Source organism: Arcicella sp. GW822-FHT02H01, from assembly GCF_058802005.1.
On sequence record NZ_JBXANT010000001.1, the window covers coordinates 4167313 to 4187428 of the forward strand.

The window sequence follows — 20116 nt, forward strand, 5'->3', positions numbered from 1 at the left end:
AAATCCTGAGGCTTTTTTATGAATTAAACTTTATGGTATTATAAGAGCTTACTGATGATATTTTCAACAGTTACGCCTTCTGCTTCCGCTTTGAAATTCCTTACTATTCTATGGCGAAGCACAGCCATCGCTACGGCTTTTACATCTTCAATATCAGGAGAATAATTACCATTTAATAGCGCATTACATTTGGCCGCTAAAATCAAGTTTTGTGATGCTCTCGGTCCAGCTCCCCATTCTAAATACTTGTTAGCGATAGCATCTGCCATGGCTGTATTAGGTCTAGTTTTATGCACTAGTTTAACAGCATATTCAACTACATTATCAGCAATAGGAACTCTTCTAACTAATTGCTGATAAGCTAAAATTTCTTGTCCAGAAACTTGCTGAGTGACGTTATACTTCTTATCTGAAGTAGTATTTTTAACAATATCTAATTCTGCTTCATACGACGGATAATCAAGCGTTACCATAAACATAAAGCGGTCTAATTGAGCTTCTGGCAATGGATAAGTACCTTCTTGCTCAATTGGGTTTTGTGTCGCCAATACGAAGAATGGTTTCTCTAAAGGATATTTTTTTCCTGCTACGGTCACAGCGTACTCCTGCATGGCTTCTAAGAGCGCTGATTGAGTTTTAGGAGGAGTTCTGTTTACTTCATCCGCTAATACGATATTCGCGAATATTGGTCCTTTTACGAATCTGAAATTTCTCTCATTATCTAATGTTTCAGAACCAACAATATCAGAAGGCATTAAATCAGGAGTAAATTGTATTCTATTAAAATCTAAATCTAAAGCACCCGCAATGGTTTGAATAAGAAGTGTTTTAGCCAAACCCGGCACACCTACCAATAAGCAATGTCCCTGACAAAAAATAGCTGTAAGAAGCATTTTAACAGTTTCATCTTGACCAATTACAACTTTTCCGATTTCTGAAGTAAGTTTTTGATAGGATTCTTTTAAAGCATCTACTGCTTCAACATCTGATTTGAATTGAACCATATTTTCTATTGTGTTTGTCGATTTTGTGCTTTATAACACAAAATATTTCTTACTATTTATGAGCGATGTACTTAAAATTAAAAATGTCAGGCTAATTGTAAATTTAACCTGACACAATTTAAATTAAAACAAGATTTTTACCAAAGAATAATGAATCTTAAAATCACTGATCATTCGTTTTCATGACATTACATTCCTTGTATTCATCAACGATATAAATAAATACATCGTTTTTGGCAGTAGCAAACCATTTTTCAATAGCTGTATTTCGTTTCCTATTTAAGGCATAAGTAGACATTCGTTGGAAATCGTCTTCTAAATTTGCATAGTGAGGAGGATGTTTAGCCTTGTAATATAAAATTCTCATTGCCGAACGTCCATCTTCTGTCCTGTATGGCATTGGTGGCGTAATAGTTCCTACTGTCATTGAATCAATAGTGAAATATAAACCAGATTCCATTGTACCATCTAAAGCCATCTTGATAGAGCGCGTCTGAGGGTCAGTAATCATTCCCCCTGCATCTTGTGTAGCTTTATCTTCAGAGAAATCCTTGGCAGCACGTTCAAATTTGATACTATCTCTTTGAATCAATACTCTGATACTATCCAAGAAACGCGTTGGTTCTTCTACATCCAATCTTTGATAGTCTGGTCTTAATAAAATGTGTAGGGCGTGATATTCTTGTCCACGAACTTCCAACATTTTAATTAAGTGATAACCAAATTCAGACTCTACTACACCAGATAATTCGTTAGGCTTTAACTTTAAGGCAGCCGATTCAAAAGGGGCAACCATTTGTCCACGTTTTGCAAAACCTAAGTCTCCACCTCTTTTACCTGAACCTAAATCTTCTGAATATAATTTAGCCATTTCTTCAAACGACTCTCCGTTTTCGGCTCTTCGTTTGTAGTCATTTAATCTTTTGTATAATTCGTCCTTCTGTGCCTTCGTAGTTTTGGCTAGCCTAACGATATGACCAATCTCTACCTCTGAAGGCATATATGGAATAGAATCGGTAGGAATACTCTCAAAAAAGCGTCTTACTTCTTTAGGAGTAATCTTAACATCACTCGTAATTTTTTCTTGCATTTTACGAGTTGTCAATTGTTCTTTTATCGCCGAACGAAGTTCGTCTTTTAAAGAAGAAATGCTTTTTCCATAAGCTTCAACAATATTTTTCTGAGAGCCAAACTGTTGCTCCATTTGTTCCATTCTGGAAGAAAGTTCAGTTTCTACTCTTTTATCATCGACAGTAATAGAGTCAATTTCAGACTTTGCCAACATCATTTTACCAACTACCAAGCTTTCAAAAATCTGACAACTAGAAGGAGCACCAGCTTGTCCACTTTGTTTGTATTGTTGTACTTGTGACTCTAACTCTGATTTTAAAATATAATGGTTGTCTACTTTAGCAATAATTTTATCAATTACTACTGGCGTTTGTGCCTGTAATGCTTGACTAAAAAATAGACAGATTGCGAAAAGGAAAATAAATAATTTCGAAAATTTCATCTAAAAAATGAATTAATATGAAACGTACAGGGCTTTATGGTTTTTTAAAATGTACGTAGATTGACAAAGATAACGTTTTTTAATCTCTAATTTGATATGCCACTACCGTTAAAAAGTGTTAAGAATTTAACCAAAATGAGAAATGGGGAGATTAATATGAAAAAAAGTCAAAAGAGAAATACGTTTACTTCATCTTTTGACTTTCTTTACTAGTTTATTACTTTCTGTATTTCGTTTTCGTTTACTGTTACTGGATACTTTGCTTTTAGCTGATTTATCCAGTTTTCTAATAACTGTTTTTGGTAATCTCTGGTTATTTGACCACGGGCTTCTTTAAAAGTCTTTGTTCTAGGTTCTTCTACCTTCAAGATATTGATTGAAACAAATCTACCTTTTAGGTTTAAACTTTTTTCACCCAAAGTCCATTCAACAGCACTTAAATATTCATTTTCATCTTTCTTGAAGAAACCTTCTTCAGCACTAAGGCTATTTGGTTTCAGGGCATTAAAACGCTTAACAACATCTTCCATCGAATCAGATAAGAATCTAATACCTACTCTACTATTTTTGCTTCTATCAGTTTTCGAGATAGGCTTATACTTTCCATCATCTTTTTCGATGATTCTCATAGGCGTAATGCCATTGTTAATCAGATAGTTTACAGACTTTTTTGCTCTTTCCGCCGAAATGTTTTCTGCTTCTTCAGGGTCAGAATTACCTGTTACTTCAACTACATAATCTCTATTTTTCAATAGAATAATATTTAAATCATACAGCATCTTCTGAGCATCGCTAGAAAGCACAGACTTATCTTTTTCAAAATAAATATCAGGGAATCGGCGATTCATTGGATAAGGACCTTTTGCCAATAGCGTTTTTGCTTGTTCTAAAGTCTCCTTACGGTCGCTAGTAATTACTTTGGCTAACACTCGGTGCGTATATTGATATTGGTCGATGTGTTGATTGTAGAATTTTACCTGTGCCAATGAATCCAATGATTTTTCATAGACATTATCATTCAACATCTGTTTTTGTAGGATGCCCTCTCTATATTCCTGAATATCAGCACGGAACTCTGGGAATTTTATCTCAAGATTTGATTCTTCGTACCTAAGATTTTGATTCTCTACAAAAAGGTCGTACCAGTCTTGTGGTGTTTTTTCATCAAGGGCTTTTAGTTTGGCTAATTGGCGTTGATGTTTTGTCACAAAACTATAAAAATCTTTTACAGATGAGCTTGTCTGATTAATAGTGAAGAGTGCTTTAGCCAGATAGTCTTCCGTGCCGATTCTATCTTTATAGAAGTTTTCAATGGCTTCTTGCTTTACCGATAGTATCTCTTGAAAGTTATTATCTTTTTGCAAACGCTTTACTAAATTATTCTTGATAATGATATTACGTGAAGCATCAGCTGTTATTTTTTGACGAATGAAAGGTGACATTTCATCATATTTTGGCAAACTTTTCTTTTCAACTAACCTGAAAATATGCCAACCTAATGAAGTTTGAATAGGCTGTGTATAATCGTTCTTTTCCTTTAAGGCAAAAACCGTTTCTACAATTTTTTGGTCAATCAGTGTACCTGCATCCCAAAATCTGTTCATTACCCCACCATTATCTTTGGTACGGGTGTCTTCCGAGAAAACTCTGCACACGCCTTCAAAAGGTTCATTTCTTTTTAAGTATTCGTATGCCTCGTCTATTTTTTTCTTAGCCTTTGTTGCTTCTTCAGACGAAGCAGTGGGCGAAAGACTTACAAGAATATGGGCTAGTTTTACTTTCCCTCTGAACGAGTGTCTATCTAATACCTTAATCAAATGAAAGCCTTTGTTGGTTCTGAAAGGATTAGACATTTCGCCTTTAGGAGTATTATAAGCAGCCGTTTCAAAAGTGTAATTATTTTCTAATACCGAGAGGAAGCCTAAATCTCCGCCTTTGGCTGCTGAGTAAGTATCTTTAGAATAAGTTTTTGCTAATTGGTCAAAAGACTCTCCTTTAGTTATCCTAGCCCTTAAACTTTTCAATTCATTGTAGGCGGCCATTGTATCGGCTGGGCTAGCATTTTTGGATAAGGGAATAAAAATCTGAGCTACCCTTATTTCCTCACGCATTCTTTCATACGATTCTTGGATGAGCTTCTCTAAAATCAATTTATCTACTAAATATGGGCTAGCCAATTCTTTACGGTAGGTCTCTATTTCTTCACGAAATGCACGCGTAGTATCTTTTCCCATACGCTCGGCAGCGTATACGATTAGCTTATAATTAACATAATTATTAACAAACTCTTTTTGATTATCTTTTCTGACACTATCGCTTTGAGTAAGCTTTTGGTAAGTTTGGGAGAATTCTTTTGAATTGATAGTTCTATTCCCGATTTTAAGGGCGTAATTCTCATTTTGAGCTTCGGCAGTGGTAACCGTTATCAATATTAATGCAATTAGCCTGTATATTCTGGTTAGTGATTTATTCATTATTTTCAATCTTAATTGTTTGAAGCAATTACTTCCAAACCTTTGATACCCCTAGATTCTATTCGCTTCAACACACAAAACGTATAAGTACATGGTACCTTATGTAACTATTAAATGCTTATGTTTATTGTAAGAGAATGACAAAAATATAAATAAAAACCCAGCAAAGTATTATGTCTATTTTATTAAAAAATATACATAATTTTATAAAATGCTGTTTTTTAGGTGTTTATAGTAAATGTTTGTATTAAATCAGCGTATTTTTAACTCATAAGTGAGTTTATAGCGGAAAGTGTTCTTGAAATGTTCCCCTTCAAAGACTAAGTTGACGGGATAGGTATTTTGTGTAGTAGAAAGTGAATCTAGTTTCAATTCAAAGGTACTTTGTCCTAATAAATCATCTTGGTCAAAACGCTCGGCTACCTTCAATCCTAAGCCTGCGGCTTGCAAGCTAGCAAAGACGATGGCAAGCGGAGTTTCATATTCAGCAATGTTGATGATAGTAGCAGGTATCTTGGCTAATCCTCCAAAATTATTGATTTTATTGATGGTAGCCATTGCTTTTTCATAATCGTCAATCTCCATCAAGATGACAGAAGATAACAACTTGCCATTTTCTGGCACTACTAATTCTATCGTTTTAAATTTATCCGCCTTAACAACTTGCCCTTTCTTTAGGCTTTCAACACCCCAAGAACTATTGATAACCTTTAAGATTTTCTTGTTTTCATCTACCAACGTAAGTGCATAAGTTAAAGAAACCTCATCAGCAAAGCTGAGGTCTTCTTCCAAATCAATCGCTTCAAGTGATTTAATCGTCAGTTCTACAATTTTATCTTTCTTCACTACGGGTGCTTGAGTAGTGGTAGAACTAACAACTTTATTGCTTTTACAAGCCGTAAACGATAGACAAATAGCCAATAAGATAATAAATTTACTGTTAATGGCAATTTTGTTCTTGAGGAAGGATATTGTTATCATTTGGTAAATCATGGTTTAATAATTCAAAATAGGGCATTTCTATGCTTCTTTGCAAATTTTCTTAGCTACAATGCTTAAAGACTCCACTTTTGGATGAATCAGAGGCTGATAAATGATGTAAATACAACAAATATTTTAGGTGTTAATTTGACAAAAATGCCTAATAATCAATAAAGTTAGCGGAGTAATATAAAAAAAACTCAATTTATAAAATATTGGTATTTACCAACATTTATGATGGATAGATAACCCAAATTTGCAATATAATTTTAACCTCCAAAAGAACAATGATATGAAAGGCATAGCTAATAAGCAACTGATAGAACAATTAGAAAATAGGATAGAGCTTCATTTAAAAGAAAGCATTGAGCTTTTTCAGAACCTTCATGAGAGTGTTTTACTACACCCTGCGAGTAATGGGGGTTGGAGTATTGCTCAATGCCTTGAACACTTGAATAGTTATGGACACTATTATTTACCTGCTATTAAAAATGGATTGAATACGCAACAATCTAATCACCCAAATTTATTCTTTAAGAGTTCTATGTTAGGAGCATACTTTACACAATTGATGGAGCCAAAAGAAAAGATGATGAAAATGAAAGCTACTAAAAGTCATAGCCCAGCAACAGACTTAGATGCGTATGCCGTAGTAGCTGAGTTTATTGCACAACAAGAAGAACTTTTGAGCTTACTAAAACAAAGTATTGAAGTAGATATGAATGCCATCCGTATACCAATTTCAATTGCAAAATTTATACGATTGAGGTTAGGAGATGTATTTCAATTTTTAATTGCTCATAATCACCGCCATATTTTACAAGCTAAACGTAATTTATACATTAGTTACAATCAGCCTGTAGAAGACTAAAATTTTCAGTACCCTCTAAATCCTATTTAATATATAAGCGTGTAAATAAGTTAAAAAAGAATAAGCTCGCTATACGATGATATAACGAGCTTTTCTTTGATAAATCTATCTTTAATTTTATTATCAGGCGTTTTCTGTAATAAACTGCATTTTATGCAAGCTTGCATACCAGCCATCTTTTTCTAAAAGGGTTTCATGAGTGCCTTCTTCTTTGATTTCACCTTTATCTAAAACTAATATTTTATGGGCATTCTGAATCGTTGAAAGTCTGTGAGCAATCACGATGGCTGTTCTGCCTTTCATCAATTTAGCAATGGCATTCTGAATCATCTCTTCCGTTTCGGTGTCGACAGAAGAAGTGGCTTCATCCAGCACAATTATTTTAGGGTCGTGTACCAAAGCCCTTACAAACGAAATTAATTGTCTTTGCCCTACAGAAAGGGTAGCCCCTCTTTCCATTACATTATAGTCGTAACCATCAGGCAAACGGTCAATAAACTCATGAGCGCCTACTAGCTTGGCCGCTTCAATGATTTTTTCTCGGGTAATACTTTTGTCACCAAGCGTAATATTGTTTTCAATGGTATCTGAAAATAAAAACACATCTTGTAATACTACCCCAATCTTGCTTCTCAAACTATTCAATTCATAGTGTTGTAAATCGATATCATCTACCCATATTTTACCTTTATTGATTTCATAAAAGCGACTCAATAAATTAATGGTTGATGATTTACCCGCACCAGTTGCCCCGACCAATGCAATCGTTTCGCCTTGTTTTACTTCAAATGAAATATCTTTTAATACATATTCTTCGTCATTATACGCAAACCAAACATTTTCAAAACGAACATTACCTTTTAATTGATCCGCTTTATAAGTACCGTTATTCACTACGTATTCATCAGACTCTAAGAGCTTAATAATCCTTTCGGTGGACACAATACCCATTTGAAGCGTATTGAAACGGTCGGCTAAGAATCTAATAGGGCGAAAGAATAAGTTCATAAACATGATAAAAGCCGTAAGCGTACCCAACGTCATGTCATGAGTAAGGATTTGTTTTGAACCAAACCATACAATTAAGCCCGTGCCTGCTGCTAAAATTACATCCGCCACAGGGAAATAGACTGAATATGCCCAAATAGAACGAATATGTGCGTCACGGTGTACTTCGTTGATTGCATGGAATTTATTGTATTCTATTTTTTCGGAATTGAAAATTTGTACAATGTTCATCCCTGTGATGTGCTCTTGCACAAATGAATTTAAGTTGGCAACAGCCAGACGCACTTCATTAAAACTTTTCTTGATATATTCCTTAAACAGGTAGGTTGAAATAACCATAAATGGCACTGTACAAAGGCAGATTAAAGTCAGTCGCCAGTCTGTCCAGAACATCACGCCTGTAATTAATATCAATTGTAAAATATCACCAGCAATAGCTGCTAATCCTTCTGAAAATACATCATTGAGTGTTTCAATATCCGATACAGTACGTGTAACGAGCCGACCAATAGGAGTATCATCAAAAAACTTTAGTCGAAGGAATAAAATTTTCTCATATAATTCAACACGAATATCACGAATAACGGTTTGTCCTAACCAGCCAGCCATATAGGCACTCACAAATTGAAGAAAGCCCTGTAAGAGCAATACACCTACCATCAACAAAAGCATGTTGGTAAGCATAGGGTAATTGCCCGCAACGATATAATTATCAATGGTATGGCGAATTAATAAAGGGTTGAGTGGCACAACACAAGCAGCAACCATGATGATAAGTACCAAAGACCAGAATCGTAATCGATAAGGGGAAAGGAAACTATATATTCTTTTAAGGACTTGAATGTCAAATATTTGGCCGCTTTTTTCTTCTTTTCTCATTTAATATTTTTAAAGAATTGAGGTGGTTTTCAATACTTACTTCAAAATTAACATAAGATTTTGTGGAATGGTTTATAATGATGGAAATAAGTAGCTTTTAGCTATCAGTTTTCAGACATTGTAAAATGGGTGAAAACACTAAATAGCCTACCGTATTTTACCCGATTTTGCAGGGTATAAATACGGTATTTTTAATGAAAAAGGCTTAGTGGGTTGGTTTTGAGCGGTTTGGGTAAATGTGCCTATTGTGATACTAATGATAAAATAGTAGTTTCAAATCGTAAAATCAGTTATAAAACTTTAACTACTTAAATCACATGAAAAAATTATTAAACCCACTAGTTACTGGTATACTTGGAATGTTTGTTGGAGCAATGGTTGTGAGTGCTTATCCCAAGACTGTTTTAGGTGAAGATATTGTAGAAAATAATCTTAACTTTAAAGTATCGGAGTATAAATCAGATACAGTTATAACTATTGATGGCAAAAAAAAATTCAACGATGATTCAACTGAATATAAAGTAGCAACTAAGATGATTACTGACCTATATAAACATATGAACAAAGATTCATGCTCCACACCACAACTCTTTAGAAGAAGTTATTCTTTAAATTTTGAAGATTTCATTAAATTAGATAAAAAATATAAGTTAAGTAAATATGTAGATAGTAGTATTTACAAGCCTGGTTCGGTAAAATTTAGAATCTTTCCTGGTTTAACAGTTGATAAAATAACTAAAAAAGATGCTTTAACACTTATTTTAATGATAGAGAGAGACGGTGTTTTGTTGCGAGATAAAACAGCGAATTTAGCGGATAAACAAGTTGAAATTCAAGACCAAATGGGTCTTTGCCCTGATGTTTGTCCTCTACAAGATGATTTATTTACAGAGCAAGAATGGAAAACCATCACAGGCAAGTATTATATACCTTATTCAAAACCCTAAAAAATAATTTTAAGTAAAGTAAAGTTTTTTAAATAATAATTCTTTGAAACCGTGAATGATTTAAAGTATAACATATATATCATTATCTTGCTAGCTTCCCTTGTAGTAGGAGGGATAAAATTTAATGTACTCAATAAAACCAATAGAGTTTTTTTAGTATTAATTCTCCTTACAATCATTACAGAGTTAGCAGGAAGAGCCGTTTCTATCAAAGGAAAATCTAATTATATCATATATCATTTTTTTACGCCTATTCAATGTGTGCTAGTACTACTAGGATATTACCTTGATCTGAAAAATAAAATCATATTGTATATCATACCAAGTATGCTTTTACTTGGTATGATATTGAGTTTATGGATTCAGCCTTTGCCTCATGTCAATACTTATTTCATGAATATTGAAATCTTGTTATTTACCATTCTTACTATCAAATATTTTAGAGATTTATTATCCCTTGAGACTAATATTAAATTAAAAGATTTTTCACTATTTTGGATAAGCTGTGGACTATTAATTTTTTGTATTGCTAATATATTTCTATTAGGAGCTTTCAATTACATTATAGATAGTAAATCAAACGGAGTCACGAATAAATTTATCATGAAAATTCTTTTATATATCAGGTACTTCTCTAACTATCTCTACTATAGCTCATTTATAGTGGCGTTTTTAGTAAAGCAAAATACAATCTCTAGCCAACATGATAAATAACTACGAGCTTCTACTCACTTTTATAGTAGGTATTATCATTTTTGGTATTCTGGTTGCCTTTATTATCTCCTTTGTTTTTCTCTTTCAAAAACGACAAGCCAAACATCGTGAAGAAAAACAAGCGCTTAAAATTGCTTACGAACAAGAGATTCTAACCTCTCAATTAGAAGTACAGAATCAAACATTACAAGAGATTTCACAGGAATTGCATGATAATATTGGTCAATTGCTTTCTGTAGCCAGAATGAATTTGAATGTGATGGAGGAGGAGATGGTCGATACAGACGGTTACATCAAACAAACTAACGAAATTATTCATCAATCTATTAATGATTTGCGTGCTTTAACCAAGAGCTTAGATATAGATTTTGTACAGCAATTCGGTCTGGAAGAGAGCCTGTCGTATGAAATCGAAAGGATTCGGAAAACCAAACGCTTTGCTACTGAAATTAATATTATTGGTGAAACAATTTCGCTTGGATATGAACGAGAAATTGTTTTATTTAGAGTAGCCCAAGAAATTTTAAATAATGCCTTAAAACATTCTAGCGCTAAACATCTTACGGTATTATTAAAATATTTGCCTAACACTTTTGAGCTAAGTATTCATGATGATGGAAAGGGATTTGATATCGAAGCCATCCAACAAAATGGAATAAGCCAGTCAGGTGCTGGGCTACGAAATATTCAACGCCGTGTAAAATTAATAGGAGGTACTTGTAGCATTGCCTCTGAAATAGGAAAAGGAACTAACATGATGATTATAGTAAGCCGCTAGATTTAAAAATATGAAATATAAAATCGCCATTGTTGATGACCATACCTTGGTTGCCAATGCTTTAGCAGGCCTAGTTCAGAAGATGGAAAATTATGAAGTGATGTATGAAGCCGCTAATGGAAAAGAAATGATTCACCATTTTAAGTTGAAAATGATTCCTGATGTGGTGCTTTTAGACATTAATATGCCTGAAATGGATGGCTACGAAACATCGTTATGGTTGAAAAATAATCATCCTGATGTGAAAATAATAGCGCTCTCCATGTATGATAAAGAAGAAGCAATCGTCGGAATGTTAAGAAATGGGGTAAAAGGTTATTTACTTAAAGGCTGTAAACCCACTGAACTAAGAATGGCTTTGGAAAGTGTCATTAACAAAGGATTTTATTACACCGAATTTGTTACCGATAAATTACTGAAAAGTTTAAACCCTGAAAAAATTAAAAATCCTATCAAAGAATTAGGACTTAACGACCGTGAATTAGAATTCATCCGTTATGCTTGTTCTGAACTTACTTATCATGAAATTGCCAATAAAATGTGTTGTGCCAATAGAACAGTAGATGGATACAGAGAACAAGCTTTTTATAAAATGAATGTAAAATCTAGGGTGGGAATCGTAATACAAGCTATTCGATTAGGAATAGTGGTTTTATGAAATTAGAAAGAAATATTAATTACCCATTTTTAAAGTCCTGTTGAGAGCAATCTTAACGGGATTTTTTGTCTTATTCAATTTGAAAAACTAAAAGGTCACATATTAGGGCAGTATTAGTAAATTAATAGAAAGTATTATTAATTTATTTTATCAAAATGAAATAGAACTTTTACAGTTCAATTATGCTTTAATTTGTAGGATTATTTCTCAGCAATTCTCTTAAAACAATCTCCTTGAAAAATTTATTTAATAATTACAAAACTGACCTTATTGCTACTTTCCGTTTGTCACTACCCATTATTGCTGGTCAACTAGGTATTATGATTATGGGTTTGGTAGATACTATCCAAGTGGGCCGAATCGATAAAGGTGCCGTAGAATCATTAGCAGCAGCGGCAGATGCCAACGGTATTTTGATTAATATTTCTATTATCGGGTATATCTGTTTGCAAATTGTTTCTCCCATGGTTTCAAAAGCCAAAGCCGAGAAGGATTTTGCTAAATGCCATCTATTGCTGAAATCAAGTTTATGGGTAGCTATCCTAATGGGAATTATTTGTTCTATTGCAGTAGTGGCTTTTGGTCTTAATATGGAAATTTTAGACCAGCCTCCGCAGATTAAGACACTTACTCAAGAATACCTGTGGATTATGACTGCCTCCACCATTCCAGCCTTTCTTTTTTCAGCCATGAAGAGCTTTACAGATGGTCTTTCGCATACCAAAGTGGCCATGAATATTACGTGGACAGCCTTATTGATGAATATTATTCTAAACTATTTTTTAATCAATGGCATCTGGATTTTCCCTACGTTAGGTTTAAAGGGAGCTGGTTATGCTACTTGTATTGCCAGATTATATATGTTCATCGCTATTACTTACTATGTTTTTCGTTCAGGAAAATTTAAAGATTATTTAAGTGCTAAAATACAAGTAAATGAAATGTCGGCACTAATTAAAAATATCTTGAAAGTAGGAATCCCTAGTGGTTTCCAAGGCTTTTTTGAGATTGCCGCTTTTTATGGAGCTGTTGTAATGATGGGTTGGATAAGTATTGAGCATAAAGCGGCTCACCAAGTTGCTATTGGGTTTGTTTCGCTTACTTATATGGCATCTACGGGTATTGCAACTGCTGGAGGCATTAGGGTAGGAGCGGGAGTAGGAGAAAGAAATCGAACAGCTATTTTCAAGGCTGGTACGGCAGCGCTTTTGATGGGGATAATCTTTATGAGCATCTGCGGAATATTGATGCTTAGTTTTAATGATTTTTTTGCGAGTTACGTAAAAGATGAAGGCGTAATTGTACTAGCTGCCCAATTAATTATATGGGGTGGTATTTTTCAATTGTTTGATGGCGTTCAGGCAGTAAGTATTGGTATTTTAAGAGGAATACAGGATGTAAACGTTCCTACGCTCATTACCATTTTTGCTTACTGGGGTGTGGGCTTGCCTTTATGTTATGTGTTAGGGTTTGTCTATGATTTAAAACACATTGGTATTTGGATAGGTTTAACCCTAAGTCTGTTGGCTTCGGCAAGTTTACTAAGCTGGCGATTCTATAATAAAGTTGGTAAGATGGAATTATAATGTTGTAGCACGACTTTCCAAGTCGTGAGCTAAAGGTTAGTGAAACTTTCAATTATTTTGTAAATTAAAACGGTAAATCATACTATTTGACTTTGAAAATAAAACTAACCTTGCAATGATAGATTTAAAGTTTAATTATCCTTCTGTGCCAGCAGAGATGGATTTAATCAAGCAATATTTTACAAAAGATTTTATACATGAAAAGAAAGATTTTTTGTTATTCCCTCCCTTTCATGGAGATAAAAATACAATTGATTTAGGTGCTAAATGGTTAGGCTTATCGTCTGAACTTTTCCCAGACATCATTGATATTGTCATGTGTAATAGTGGCAATCAGGCATTACTCTGTTTATTACAGGCTTGTCGGAAACAATACAGTTCAATTATCACCGAGCCTTTTACGTATGTATCTTTTAAAAGCATTGCTTTAGAAAATAACTATCAATTAATCCCCTGTGAAGTTGATAATGATGGTATTACGATAGAAGGCTTGGATGCGATTGTAAAAAGTACCGGAAGTAAATTGTTGTATATACAACCAACCATACAGAATCCTACGTGTGTGGTCATGCCGATTGAAAGAAGACGTCAGATAGCTGAGTATGCAAAGGAACACGACCTTTTAATTATTGAAGACGATGCCTATCGGTTTATGTGTGTCAATCCTCCGCTTAGTTTTTTAGATTTATTGCCAGCCCAAACCATCCATATTTATAGCTTGTCTAAGCCCTTTAATCCGCTGATTAAAACTGCTTTTGTAACTCTTCCCCAATATTTGAAAACGAATGTGGCAGATTATATCAGGATGTCGTCTAGTGGCAATTCGTCTTTGCTAAGTGGGTTGACTAGCTATTTATTACAAACGAATGCACTTCAAACAATTATTGAGCAAAAACAAGTTTTGGCAGAAAAACTACAGCAGATGGTAAAGCCATTGTTAGAAAATCTCATTTATAGAACCGACCCAACGTGTAGCCATATCTGGATAACTCTACCAGCAACAATCAATTCGACTAAGTTAGTGAATGATATGGCTAGTCAACAAATTGTTATCACCAGTGGAAATGAATTTGCTATTGATGAAAGTGTTGACGGTGAAAGATATATTAGAATCGCATTGGGAGGGGAGAAAGATACAGAAAAGTTAACGAATGCGGTAAGAGTACTTGTGGGAATGATTAAAGAATTAAATGTGTAAAATCTTTCTATTAGGGTGCGACTTAAGTCGCACCCTAATAGAAAAGTAATATTTTGATAGGGGTAAAAATGCCAAATTTGTTATATACGCTTTATTGATACTCATAAAGAGTATGACAAAATAAAAGACATAGAAAATATTTAGTTTATAATATATTAGAAAATGGAAGCAGTAAGACCGATAAAAACAGAGGAACAATACAGGGAGGCACTAAAAAAGATTGACTCTTTGATTGATGCACAGCCAAATACTGCTGAATTTGAGCTTTTAGAAGTTCTTTCTATTTTGGCAGATGACTACGAAAATAAACATTATGCGATTGAGCCACTCGACCCAATCGAAGCTATAAAATATGAAATGCAAGAACAAGGTCTAAAACAAAAAGACCTTGTTCAGTATTTCGGTAGTAAAGAAATGGTATCACAGGTATTAAACAAAAAGAGACCTTTGACTCTTAGAATGATTAAAAACGTATATAAAAACTTTGGTATACCAGCAGACGTTTTACTTGCATAAAACTAAGCCTCTCCTAAAGCAATTCTAATATGCGCTGAATGGTGTTTACTATGCCAAAGACCTACATCCACAGCATCCATCAATGTTAAATACATTTTACGAGTAGGATGATAGTAGCCTTTCTGAAAATCCTCTTCTGTCATTTGCTCTAAAAGATATGTCCATCGCAGATGGGTGCCTTCTAATAAAGTCAAAGAATAGTCAATAGGAGCATTTTTAGCTTCTTCTAAATTAGCCCAAGCATCTACTTTACTTACCACTCCTTCAGAATTTATTTCAGTAAGAGCATGTTTAAAACGGACAAAATACAGCACATGAATATCTGCGACATGATGTATAACTTGTCTGACAGTCCAGCTTCCTTCGCGATATTGTTTTAGTAAATCTTCTTCGCTCAAACCTGCGGTAAGTTCTTTATATAGTGCTGGAATTGTTTTTAATTGGGCAATACTTTCTTGAATCTCTTCCCAAGTATGTTGTTCCTTTGGAGTCCATTTCCCAATTGGATATTGTAAAGCTTGTAAATCCATAAATATGTGTTTAGATAATGTTTGTAATTTATTAACAATAAAAAACAAAAAAGCTCTCCAAAGATAAATAAATCATTAATCTTTAGAGAGCTGATGGAAAGAAAGAATGCAATCACTTGAAGCGAGCGACTGCTATTGTTTTTTATAGCACTACATTCACAATTCTTTTTGGTACCACAATTACTTTTTTAGGAGCTTTACCGTCTAACCATTTTTGAACTACTTCGTGTGCCAAAACTCCTGCTTCAATATCCGCTGGAATCGCATCAGTTGGGAAAGAAATATTTGCTCTTACTTTTCCGTTGATAGAAATCGGATAGTCGAAATTAGCTTCTACTAACAATGACGCATTGAACTTAGGGAAAGTAGCATAAGAAATCGTTCCTGCTTCGTTACCCAACAATACCCAAAGCTCTTCGGCAATATGTGGAGTATACGAAGACATCAAAATAACTAACTCTTGCAAGATAGCTTTGTTCGTACATTTTAATGTTCCTAAATCATTCACACAAATCATCAACGTAGAAACCACAGTATTGAATGAATAACGTTCTAAATCTTCTTCTACTTTCTTGATACAAGTATGCAATACTTTCAATTCCGCAGGCGTTGGAGCTTCGTCTTTTACTTTATAGTTGCCTAAATCGTCATAGAACAAACGCCATACTTTTTTGATAAAACGGAATGAACCATCAATACCATTAGTATTCCAAGGTTTAGCTTGTTCTAATGGCCCTAAGAACATTTCGTACAAACGCAAAGTATCTGCTCCAACTTTGTCAACCAATACATCTGGGTTTACTACGTTGTATTTAGATTTCGACATTTTCTCAACCTCAACACCGCAGATGTATTTGCCATCTTCTAATATGAATTCTGCATTTTCGAAGTCAGTACGCCATTTTTTGAAAGCTTGTATATCTAGCACCTCATTCGATACAATGTTTACGTCTGTATGAATTGGCGTAGTTTCGTATTGGTCTTTCAAGCCATAAGAAACAAAAACTGGGTTTTTGCCTTCTCCAACGGATGATTTTACACGATACACAAAATTAGAACGTCCTTGAATCATCCCTTGATTAATCAATTTCTTGGCAAATTCTTCTTCTGGTACCAAGCCTAAATCTTTCAAGAATTTATTCCAGAAACGACTGTATAACAAGTGACCAGTAGCATGCTCTGACCCACCCATATATAAATCTACTGCCTTCCAGTAATTGATGGCTTCTTGCGAGGCAAATTCTTGCTCGTTCTGAGCATCCATATAACGATACCAATACCATGACGAACCTGCCCATCCTGGCATGGTCGACAATTCATATTCATACTCGCCTTTGTATTTCCAACCTTCTGCACGTCCTAGCGGAGGCTCGCCCGTTTCTGTTGGCAAGTATTTATCAATTACTGGCAATTCTAAAGGCAATTCGCTTTCTTCAATCAAATATGGCAAACCGTCTTTGAAGTAGGCAGGTACTGGCTCACCCCAATAACGTTGGCGACTAAATACTGCATTACGCAAACGGTATTGAATTTTACCTTTTCCGATGCCTCTTTCTTCCAACCATTTTGTTAAAGTAGCCGTAGCTTCTTTATAGCCCATTCCATTGATAATATCCGAATTGATATACTTGCCTTCTTTCGTATTATCAGCTTGTTCTTCAATGTTTTTCTGAGCATCCAAAATGGGCACAATTGGCAATTCAAAATGTGTAGCAAAGTTCCAGTCACGTTGGTCGCCCGAAGGTACGCCCATAACTGCACCTGTTCCGTAGCCAGCCAATACATAGTCTGCCAAGAAAATAGGCACTCTCTCTTCCGTAAACGGATTAATTACATAGCTTCCTGTAAAAGCTCCTGTAACTTTTTTGACTTCCGACATACGGTCTAACTCCGTTCTTGAAGCTACCCATTTTACATATTCATCAACGGTCTCTTTTTGTTCAGGTGTTGTCAAGAACGGTACGTACTCATGTTCTGGAGCAATTACCATAAACGACACGCCATAAATCGTATCAACACGCGTAGTGAATACTTCAATAAATGCTGGAGCATTCTCTTGAACAGTCGAAGCATCAACTTTAAACTTGACACTTGCCCCCGTACTTCTACCAATCCAGTTACGTTGTTGTTCTTTCAAAGCATCCGACCAATCTACTTCATTCAAACCGTCGATTAATCTATCAGCATACGCAGTAATACGCATTGCCCATTGCTTCATTTTTTTCTGTTCAACAGGATACCCACCACGTTCAGAAACACCGTCTTTGATTTCATCATTCGCCAAAACTGTTCCCAAACCCGGGCACCAGTTTACTACTGATTCATCTGGATAAGTCAAACGATATTTTAATAAAATAGTCTGTTGCTCTTGTTCACTCATACTATTCCACTCTTCTGCGGTGAAATTTGATGTATCTTCATCACAAACAGCATTGATGCCTTTGTTTCCAGACACAGCGAAGCGTTCAACTAAACTAGCAATAGACAAGGCTTTGTTGGCATCTTTATCGTAATAATGCTTGAACAATTGCATAAAAATCCATTGCGTCCATTTGTAATATTTAGCATCAGAAGTACGTACTTCACGCGACCAGTCATAACTAAACCCAATTTGTTTTAGCTGACGAATATAAGTAGCAATATTTTCTTCGGTAGTAATAGCTGGATGTTGACCCGTTTGGATAGCATACTGTTCAGCAGGCAAACCAAAAGAATCAAAGCCCATCGGATGCAATACGTTGAAACCTTTCAAACGTTTGTAACGAGCGATGATATCAGAAGCAATGTAACCCAGCGGATGACCAACGTGTAACCCAGCACCTGAAGGATACGGAAACATATCCAATACATAATACTTGGGTTTATCATGGTTAACCTCTGTTTTATAGGTTTGGTTTTCTTCCCAAAACTGTCTCCATTTCTGTTCTGTTTCTTTGAAATTGTATTCCATTGCTTGTGGTTTTTGTTGTAGACATTAACAATAAGTGTATGGCTACATTGACTATTTTTTTAGAATTGCAAAATTACAGGTTTTTAGCTGAAAAAGAGCCATGAAAACAAAACAACCTTGACTAAAGATAGTCAAGGTTGTAACAAGGAATAAGATTTTGAATCATCTTAGCCTATTTTTCAATTAAAAAAGTGTCTTAAAGGGATTTCCTCAATACCATTTCCATCGGAACTTGTATTTGTTGGCGTTTTCCTCCTTGGATAATGTTGGCGGCCATTCTGCCAATTTCTGTAGGTTTAGAGGATATTATTGTAATCCCCCCAGCTAATATTTCTTTATAACAGTTATCGTTTAATGAAATCAACCCAATTTCTTTCCCGAGTGTTAGGCTTTGTTGTTCTGTTGATTTTATCACGGCTACTAAATCAATGTCATCCATTGTTAAGTATGCGTTTCCTGCCATTACTTCTTCATCCTGAAAGCCATCTAATACTTGGAAATCAAAATGATTAGTTTCACAGAAATCTCTAAATCCAGTAATCAACTCCGAATCAAAATACTCGTCTTCTGTCAAAACTAAATTCAAGGTTTTGTATTTCTTGAAATGTTTAATGTTTTGTTGCATTACCTGAGCAATCTCATCACCAGAGTTACTCAAAATGCTTGAATTTAATCCATGAAGAGAAGCCAATGATTGTTCTAAAAAGATAAGGCGTTCGCCAGAAATCTTCTTTAAGCATTTAATGTTTTCTTCGCTTTCTTCAATCAAGTGAGGCATGATTACATAATAATGATAATTGCCTAAATGACTATTGATGATTTCTCTGAAATTATCACTTTTATAATTGTAAGTGAAAATATCAACAGTTACATCTTTGTTAGAGGCATTCACAAAAGCATTAAAAATGGCTTTGTTGTTCTCTGTAATTTTTCCAACTAAAAAGAAAACTTTCGTTTTCGTTTTAGCCGACTTTCCAGAAATAAAATAACCTTTTCTGAAAATAGAAGTAATTACACCTAAACGGTGAAGTTCTGAATAAGCACGTTCAACAGTATCACGAGACAAGTAGCACTCTTCACTCGCTTCATTAATGGAAGGAAGGCGTTCACCCGTTTGTAAGTTTCCGCTTTCAATATCAATCAACAGGGTGTTTACCAGTTGTTGATATTTTGGTGTTTTTGAATCTTGCTTGTTTTGAGAAAACTCTCTGAATGTCTTTATCATTTTATTTACTGGATAAAATTGGGTTGTTATATTGGTAATAGTAGGTAATACGTAAATGCCAAAGTGATTGAAATGTTGATTCGACGCTTATATATAATAGTGGTACGAATTTTTGGGAATTTCAATCTAAACTTTTTATCTGAATTGCTCCATTTGTCAAAAACAAACGAATTAATCCAATAAGTCAAATAAATTATTGAAAAAGTGCATAAATTGTTTCGTAAAGGTAGGCTCAAATTGATTTAAATGGTTAGGACATTTCTTGCAAATGTTGGGATATATAT

15 protein-coding genes are annotated in these 20116 nt (G+C 34.6%); 7 read left to right on the top strand and 8 right to left on the bottom strand.

What is annotated here, in order from left to right:
- Positions 1-38: 38 nt before the first annotated feature.
- The 4 genes from AC1RNE_RS17385 to AC1RNE_RS17400 all read right to left on the bottom strand — a co-directional run bounded on the left by AC1RNE_RS17385 (position 39) and on the right by AC1RNE_RS17400 (position 5972).
- Positions 39-1004 carry an AAA family ATPase gene (locus AC1RNE_RS17385; RefSeq protein WP_492802595.1) on the bottom strand — a complete coding sequence of 322 codons (966 nt, stop codon included), beginning with the start codon at positions 1002-1004 and terminating at the stop codon, positions 39-41.
- A gap of 163 nt (positions 1005-1167) precedes the next feature.
- Positions 1168-2517, bottom strand: a complete 1350-nt coding sequence (locus tag AC1RNE_RS17390) for a peptidylprolyl isomerase (protein WP_492802597.1) — start codon at positions 2515-2517, stop codon at positions 1168-1170.
- Between the two features lie 209 nt (positions 2518-2726).
- Entirely contained in the window at positions 2727-4991 is a 2265-nt protein-coding gene (locus tag AC1RNE_RS17395) for a peptidylprolyl isomerase (protein ID WP_492802599.1), read from the bottom strand.
- A 252-nt stretch (positions 4992-5243) separates the two neighbouring features.
- Positions 5244-5972 carry a hypothetical protein gene (locus AC1RNE_RS17400; RefSeq protein WP_492802601.1) on the bottom strand — a complete coding sequence of 243 codons (729 nt, stop codon included), beginning with the start codon at positions 5970-5972 and terminating at the stop codon, positions 5244-5246.
- 292 nt (positions 5973-6264) lie between these two features.
- Here AC1RNE_RS17400 and AC1RNE_RS17405 point away from each other — a divergent pair, with 292 nt between their 5' ends.
- Complete coding sequence (locus AC1RNE_RS17405; RefSeq protein ID WP_492802603.1) at positions 6265-6843, top strand: DinB family protein; 579 nt, start codon at positions 6265-6267, stop codon at positions 6841-6843.
- A 123-nt stretch (positions 6844-6966) separates the two neighbouring features.
- On the opposite strand, the gene AC1RNE_RS17410 is transcribed toward AC1RNE_RS17405, so the two are convergent.
- Positions 6967-8730 carry an ABC transporter ATP-binding protein gene (locus tag AC1RNE_RS17410; protein WP_492802604.1) on the bottom strand — a complete coding sequence of 588 codons (1764 nt, stop codon included), beginning with the start codon at positions 8728-8730 and terminating at the stop codon, positions 6967-6969.
- Positions 8731-9047: 317 nt separating this feature from the next.
- Between AC1RNE_RS17410 and AC1RNE_RS17415 the strand changes: the two genes are divergently transcribed.
- The 6 genes from AC1RNE_RS17415 (at position 9048) to AC1RNE_RS17440 (ending at position 15127) form a co-directional block, all read left to right on the top strand.
- The gene (locus tag AC1RNE_RS17415) at positions 9048-9677 is read left to right on the top strand and encodes a hypothetical protein (RefSeq protein WP_492802605.1); all 630 of its coding nucleotides are present in this window, start codon (positions 9048-9050) and stop codon (positions 9675-9677) included.
- 703 nt (positions 9678-10380) lie between these two features.
- A complete protein-coding gene (locus AC1RNE_RS17420) occupies positions 10381-11169 on the top strand; it encodes a sensor histidine kinase (RefSeq protein WP_492802607.1) in 789 nt (262 codons plus the stop codon).
- A 10-nt stretch (positions 11170-11179) separates the two neighbouring features.
- Positions 11180-11827 (top strand): response regulator, encoded by a 648-nt coding sequence (locus tag AC1RNE_RS17425; RefSeq protein WP_492802609.1) that lies wholly within the window; start codon positions 11180-11182, stop codon positions 11825-11827.
- A gap of 233 nt (positions 11828-12060) precedes the next feature.
- Complete coding sequence (locus AC1RNE_RS17430; RefSeq protein ID WP_492802611.1) at positions 12061-13413, top strand: MATE family efflux transporter; 1353 nt, start codon at positions 12061-12063, stop codon at positions 13411-13413.
- 115 nt (positions 13414-13528) lie between these two features.
- On the top strand, positions 13529-14611 hold the full coding sequence (locus AC1RNE_RS17435) for an aminotransferase class I/II-fold pyridoxal phosphate-dependent enzyme (RefSeq protein ID WP_492802612.1): 1083 nt from the start codon (positions 13529-13531) through the stop codon (positions 14609-14611).
- A gap of 162 nt (positions 14612-14773) precedes the next feature.
- A complete protein-coding gene (locus AC1RNE_RS17440; RefSeq protein WP_492802614.1) occupies positions 14774-15127 on the top strand; it encodes a helix-turn-helix domain-containing protein in 354 nt (117 codons plus the stop codon).
- A 2-nt stretch (positions 15128-15129) separates the two neighbouring features.
- Here AC1RNE_RS17440 and AC1RNE_RS17445 read toward each other — a convergent pair whose 3' ends face one another.
- The 3 genes from AC1RNE_RS17445 to AC1RNE_RS17455 all read right to left on the bottom strand — a co-directional run bounded on the left by AC1RNE_RS17445 (position 15130) and on the right by AC1RNE_RS17455 (position 19832).
- A complete protein-coding gene (locus AC1RNE_RS17445; protein ID WP_492802616.1) occupies positions 15130-15657 on the bottom strand; it encodes a YfiT family bacillithiol transferase in 528 nt (175 codons plus the stop codon).
- A gap of 142 nt (positions 15658-15799) precedes the next feature.
- On the bottom strand, positions 15800-18607 hold the full coding sequence (leuS, locus tag AC1RNE_RS17450; protein ID WP_492802618.1) for a leucine--tRNA ligase: 2808 nt from the start codon (positions 18605-18607) through the stop codon (positions 15800-15802).
- Positions 18608-18803: 196 nt separating this feature from the next.
- Complete coding sequence (locus tag AC1RNE_RS17455) at positions 18804-19832, bottom strand: GntR family transcriptional regulator (RefSeq protein WP_492802619.1); 1029 nt, start codon at positions 19830-19832, stop codon at positions 18804-18806.
- Positions 19833-20116 lie beyond the last annotated feature (284 nt).

What these genes read in the sequence shown, in the direction of transcription:
- AC1RNE_RS17385 (WP_492802595.1), bottom strand. Translation starts at nt 1,004, where the DNA reads ATGGTTCAATTCAAATCAGATGTTGAAGCAGTAGATGCTTTAAAAGAA.
- AC1RNE_RS17390 (WP_492802597.1), bottom strand. Translation starts at nt 2,517, where the DNA reads ATGAAATTTTCGAAATTATTTATTTTCCTTTTCGCAATCTGTCTATTT.
- AC1RNE_RS17395 (WP_492802599.1), bottom strand. Translation starts at nt 4,991, where the DNA reads ATGAATAAATCACTAACCAGAATATACAGGCTAATTGCATTAATATTG.
- AC1RNE_RS17400 (WP_492802601.1), bottom strand. Translation starts at nt 5,972, where the DNA reads ATGATAACAATATCCTTCCTCAAGAACAAAATTGCCATTAACAGTAAA.
- AC1RNE_RS17405 (WP_492802603.1), top strand. Translation starts at nt 6,265, where the DNA reads ATGAAAGGCATAGCTAATAAGCAACTGATAGAACAATTAGAAAATAGG.
- AC1RNE_RS17410 (WP_492802604.1), bottom strand. Translation starts at nt 8,730, where the DNA reads ATGAGAAAAGAAGAAAAAAGCGGCCAAATATTTGACATTCAAGTCCTT.
- AC1RNE_RS17415 (WP_492802605.1), top strand. Translation starts at nt 9,048, where the DNA reads ATGAAAAAATTATTAAACCCACTAGTTACTGGTATACTTGGAATGTTT.
- AC1RNE_RS17420 (WP_492802607.1), top strand. Translation starts at nt 10,381, where the DNA reads ATGATAAATAACTACGAGCTTCTACTCACTTTTATAGTAGGTATTATC.
- AC1RNE_RS17425 (WP_492802609.1), top strand. Translation starts at nt 11,180, where the DNA reads ATGAAATATAAAATCGCCATTGTTGATGACCATACCTTGGTTGCCAAT.
- AC1RNE_RS17435 (WP_492802612.1), top strand. Translation starts at nt 13,529, where the DNA reads ATGATAGATTTAAAGTTTAATTATCCTTCTGTGCCAGCAGAGATGGAT.
- AC1RNE_RS17440 (WP_492802614.1), top strand. Translation starts at nt 14,774, where the DNA reads ATGGAAGCAGTAAGACCGATAAAAACAGAGGAACAATACAGGGAGGCA.
- AC1RNE_RS17445 (WP_492802616.1), bottom strand. Translation starts at nt 15,657, where the DNA reads ATGGATTTACAAGCTTTACAATATCCAATTGGGAAATGGACTCCAAAG.
- leuS (WP_492802618.1), bottom strand. Translation starts at nt 18,607, where the DNA reads ATGGAATACAATTTCAAAGAAACAGAACAGAAATGGAGACAGTTTTGG.
- AC1RNE_RS17455 (WP_492802619.1), bottom strand. Translation starts at nt 19,832, where the DNA reads ATGATAAAGACATTCAGAGAGTTTTCTCAAAACAAGCAAGATTCAAAA.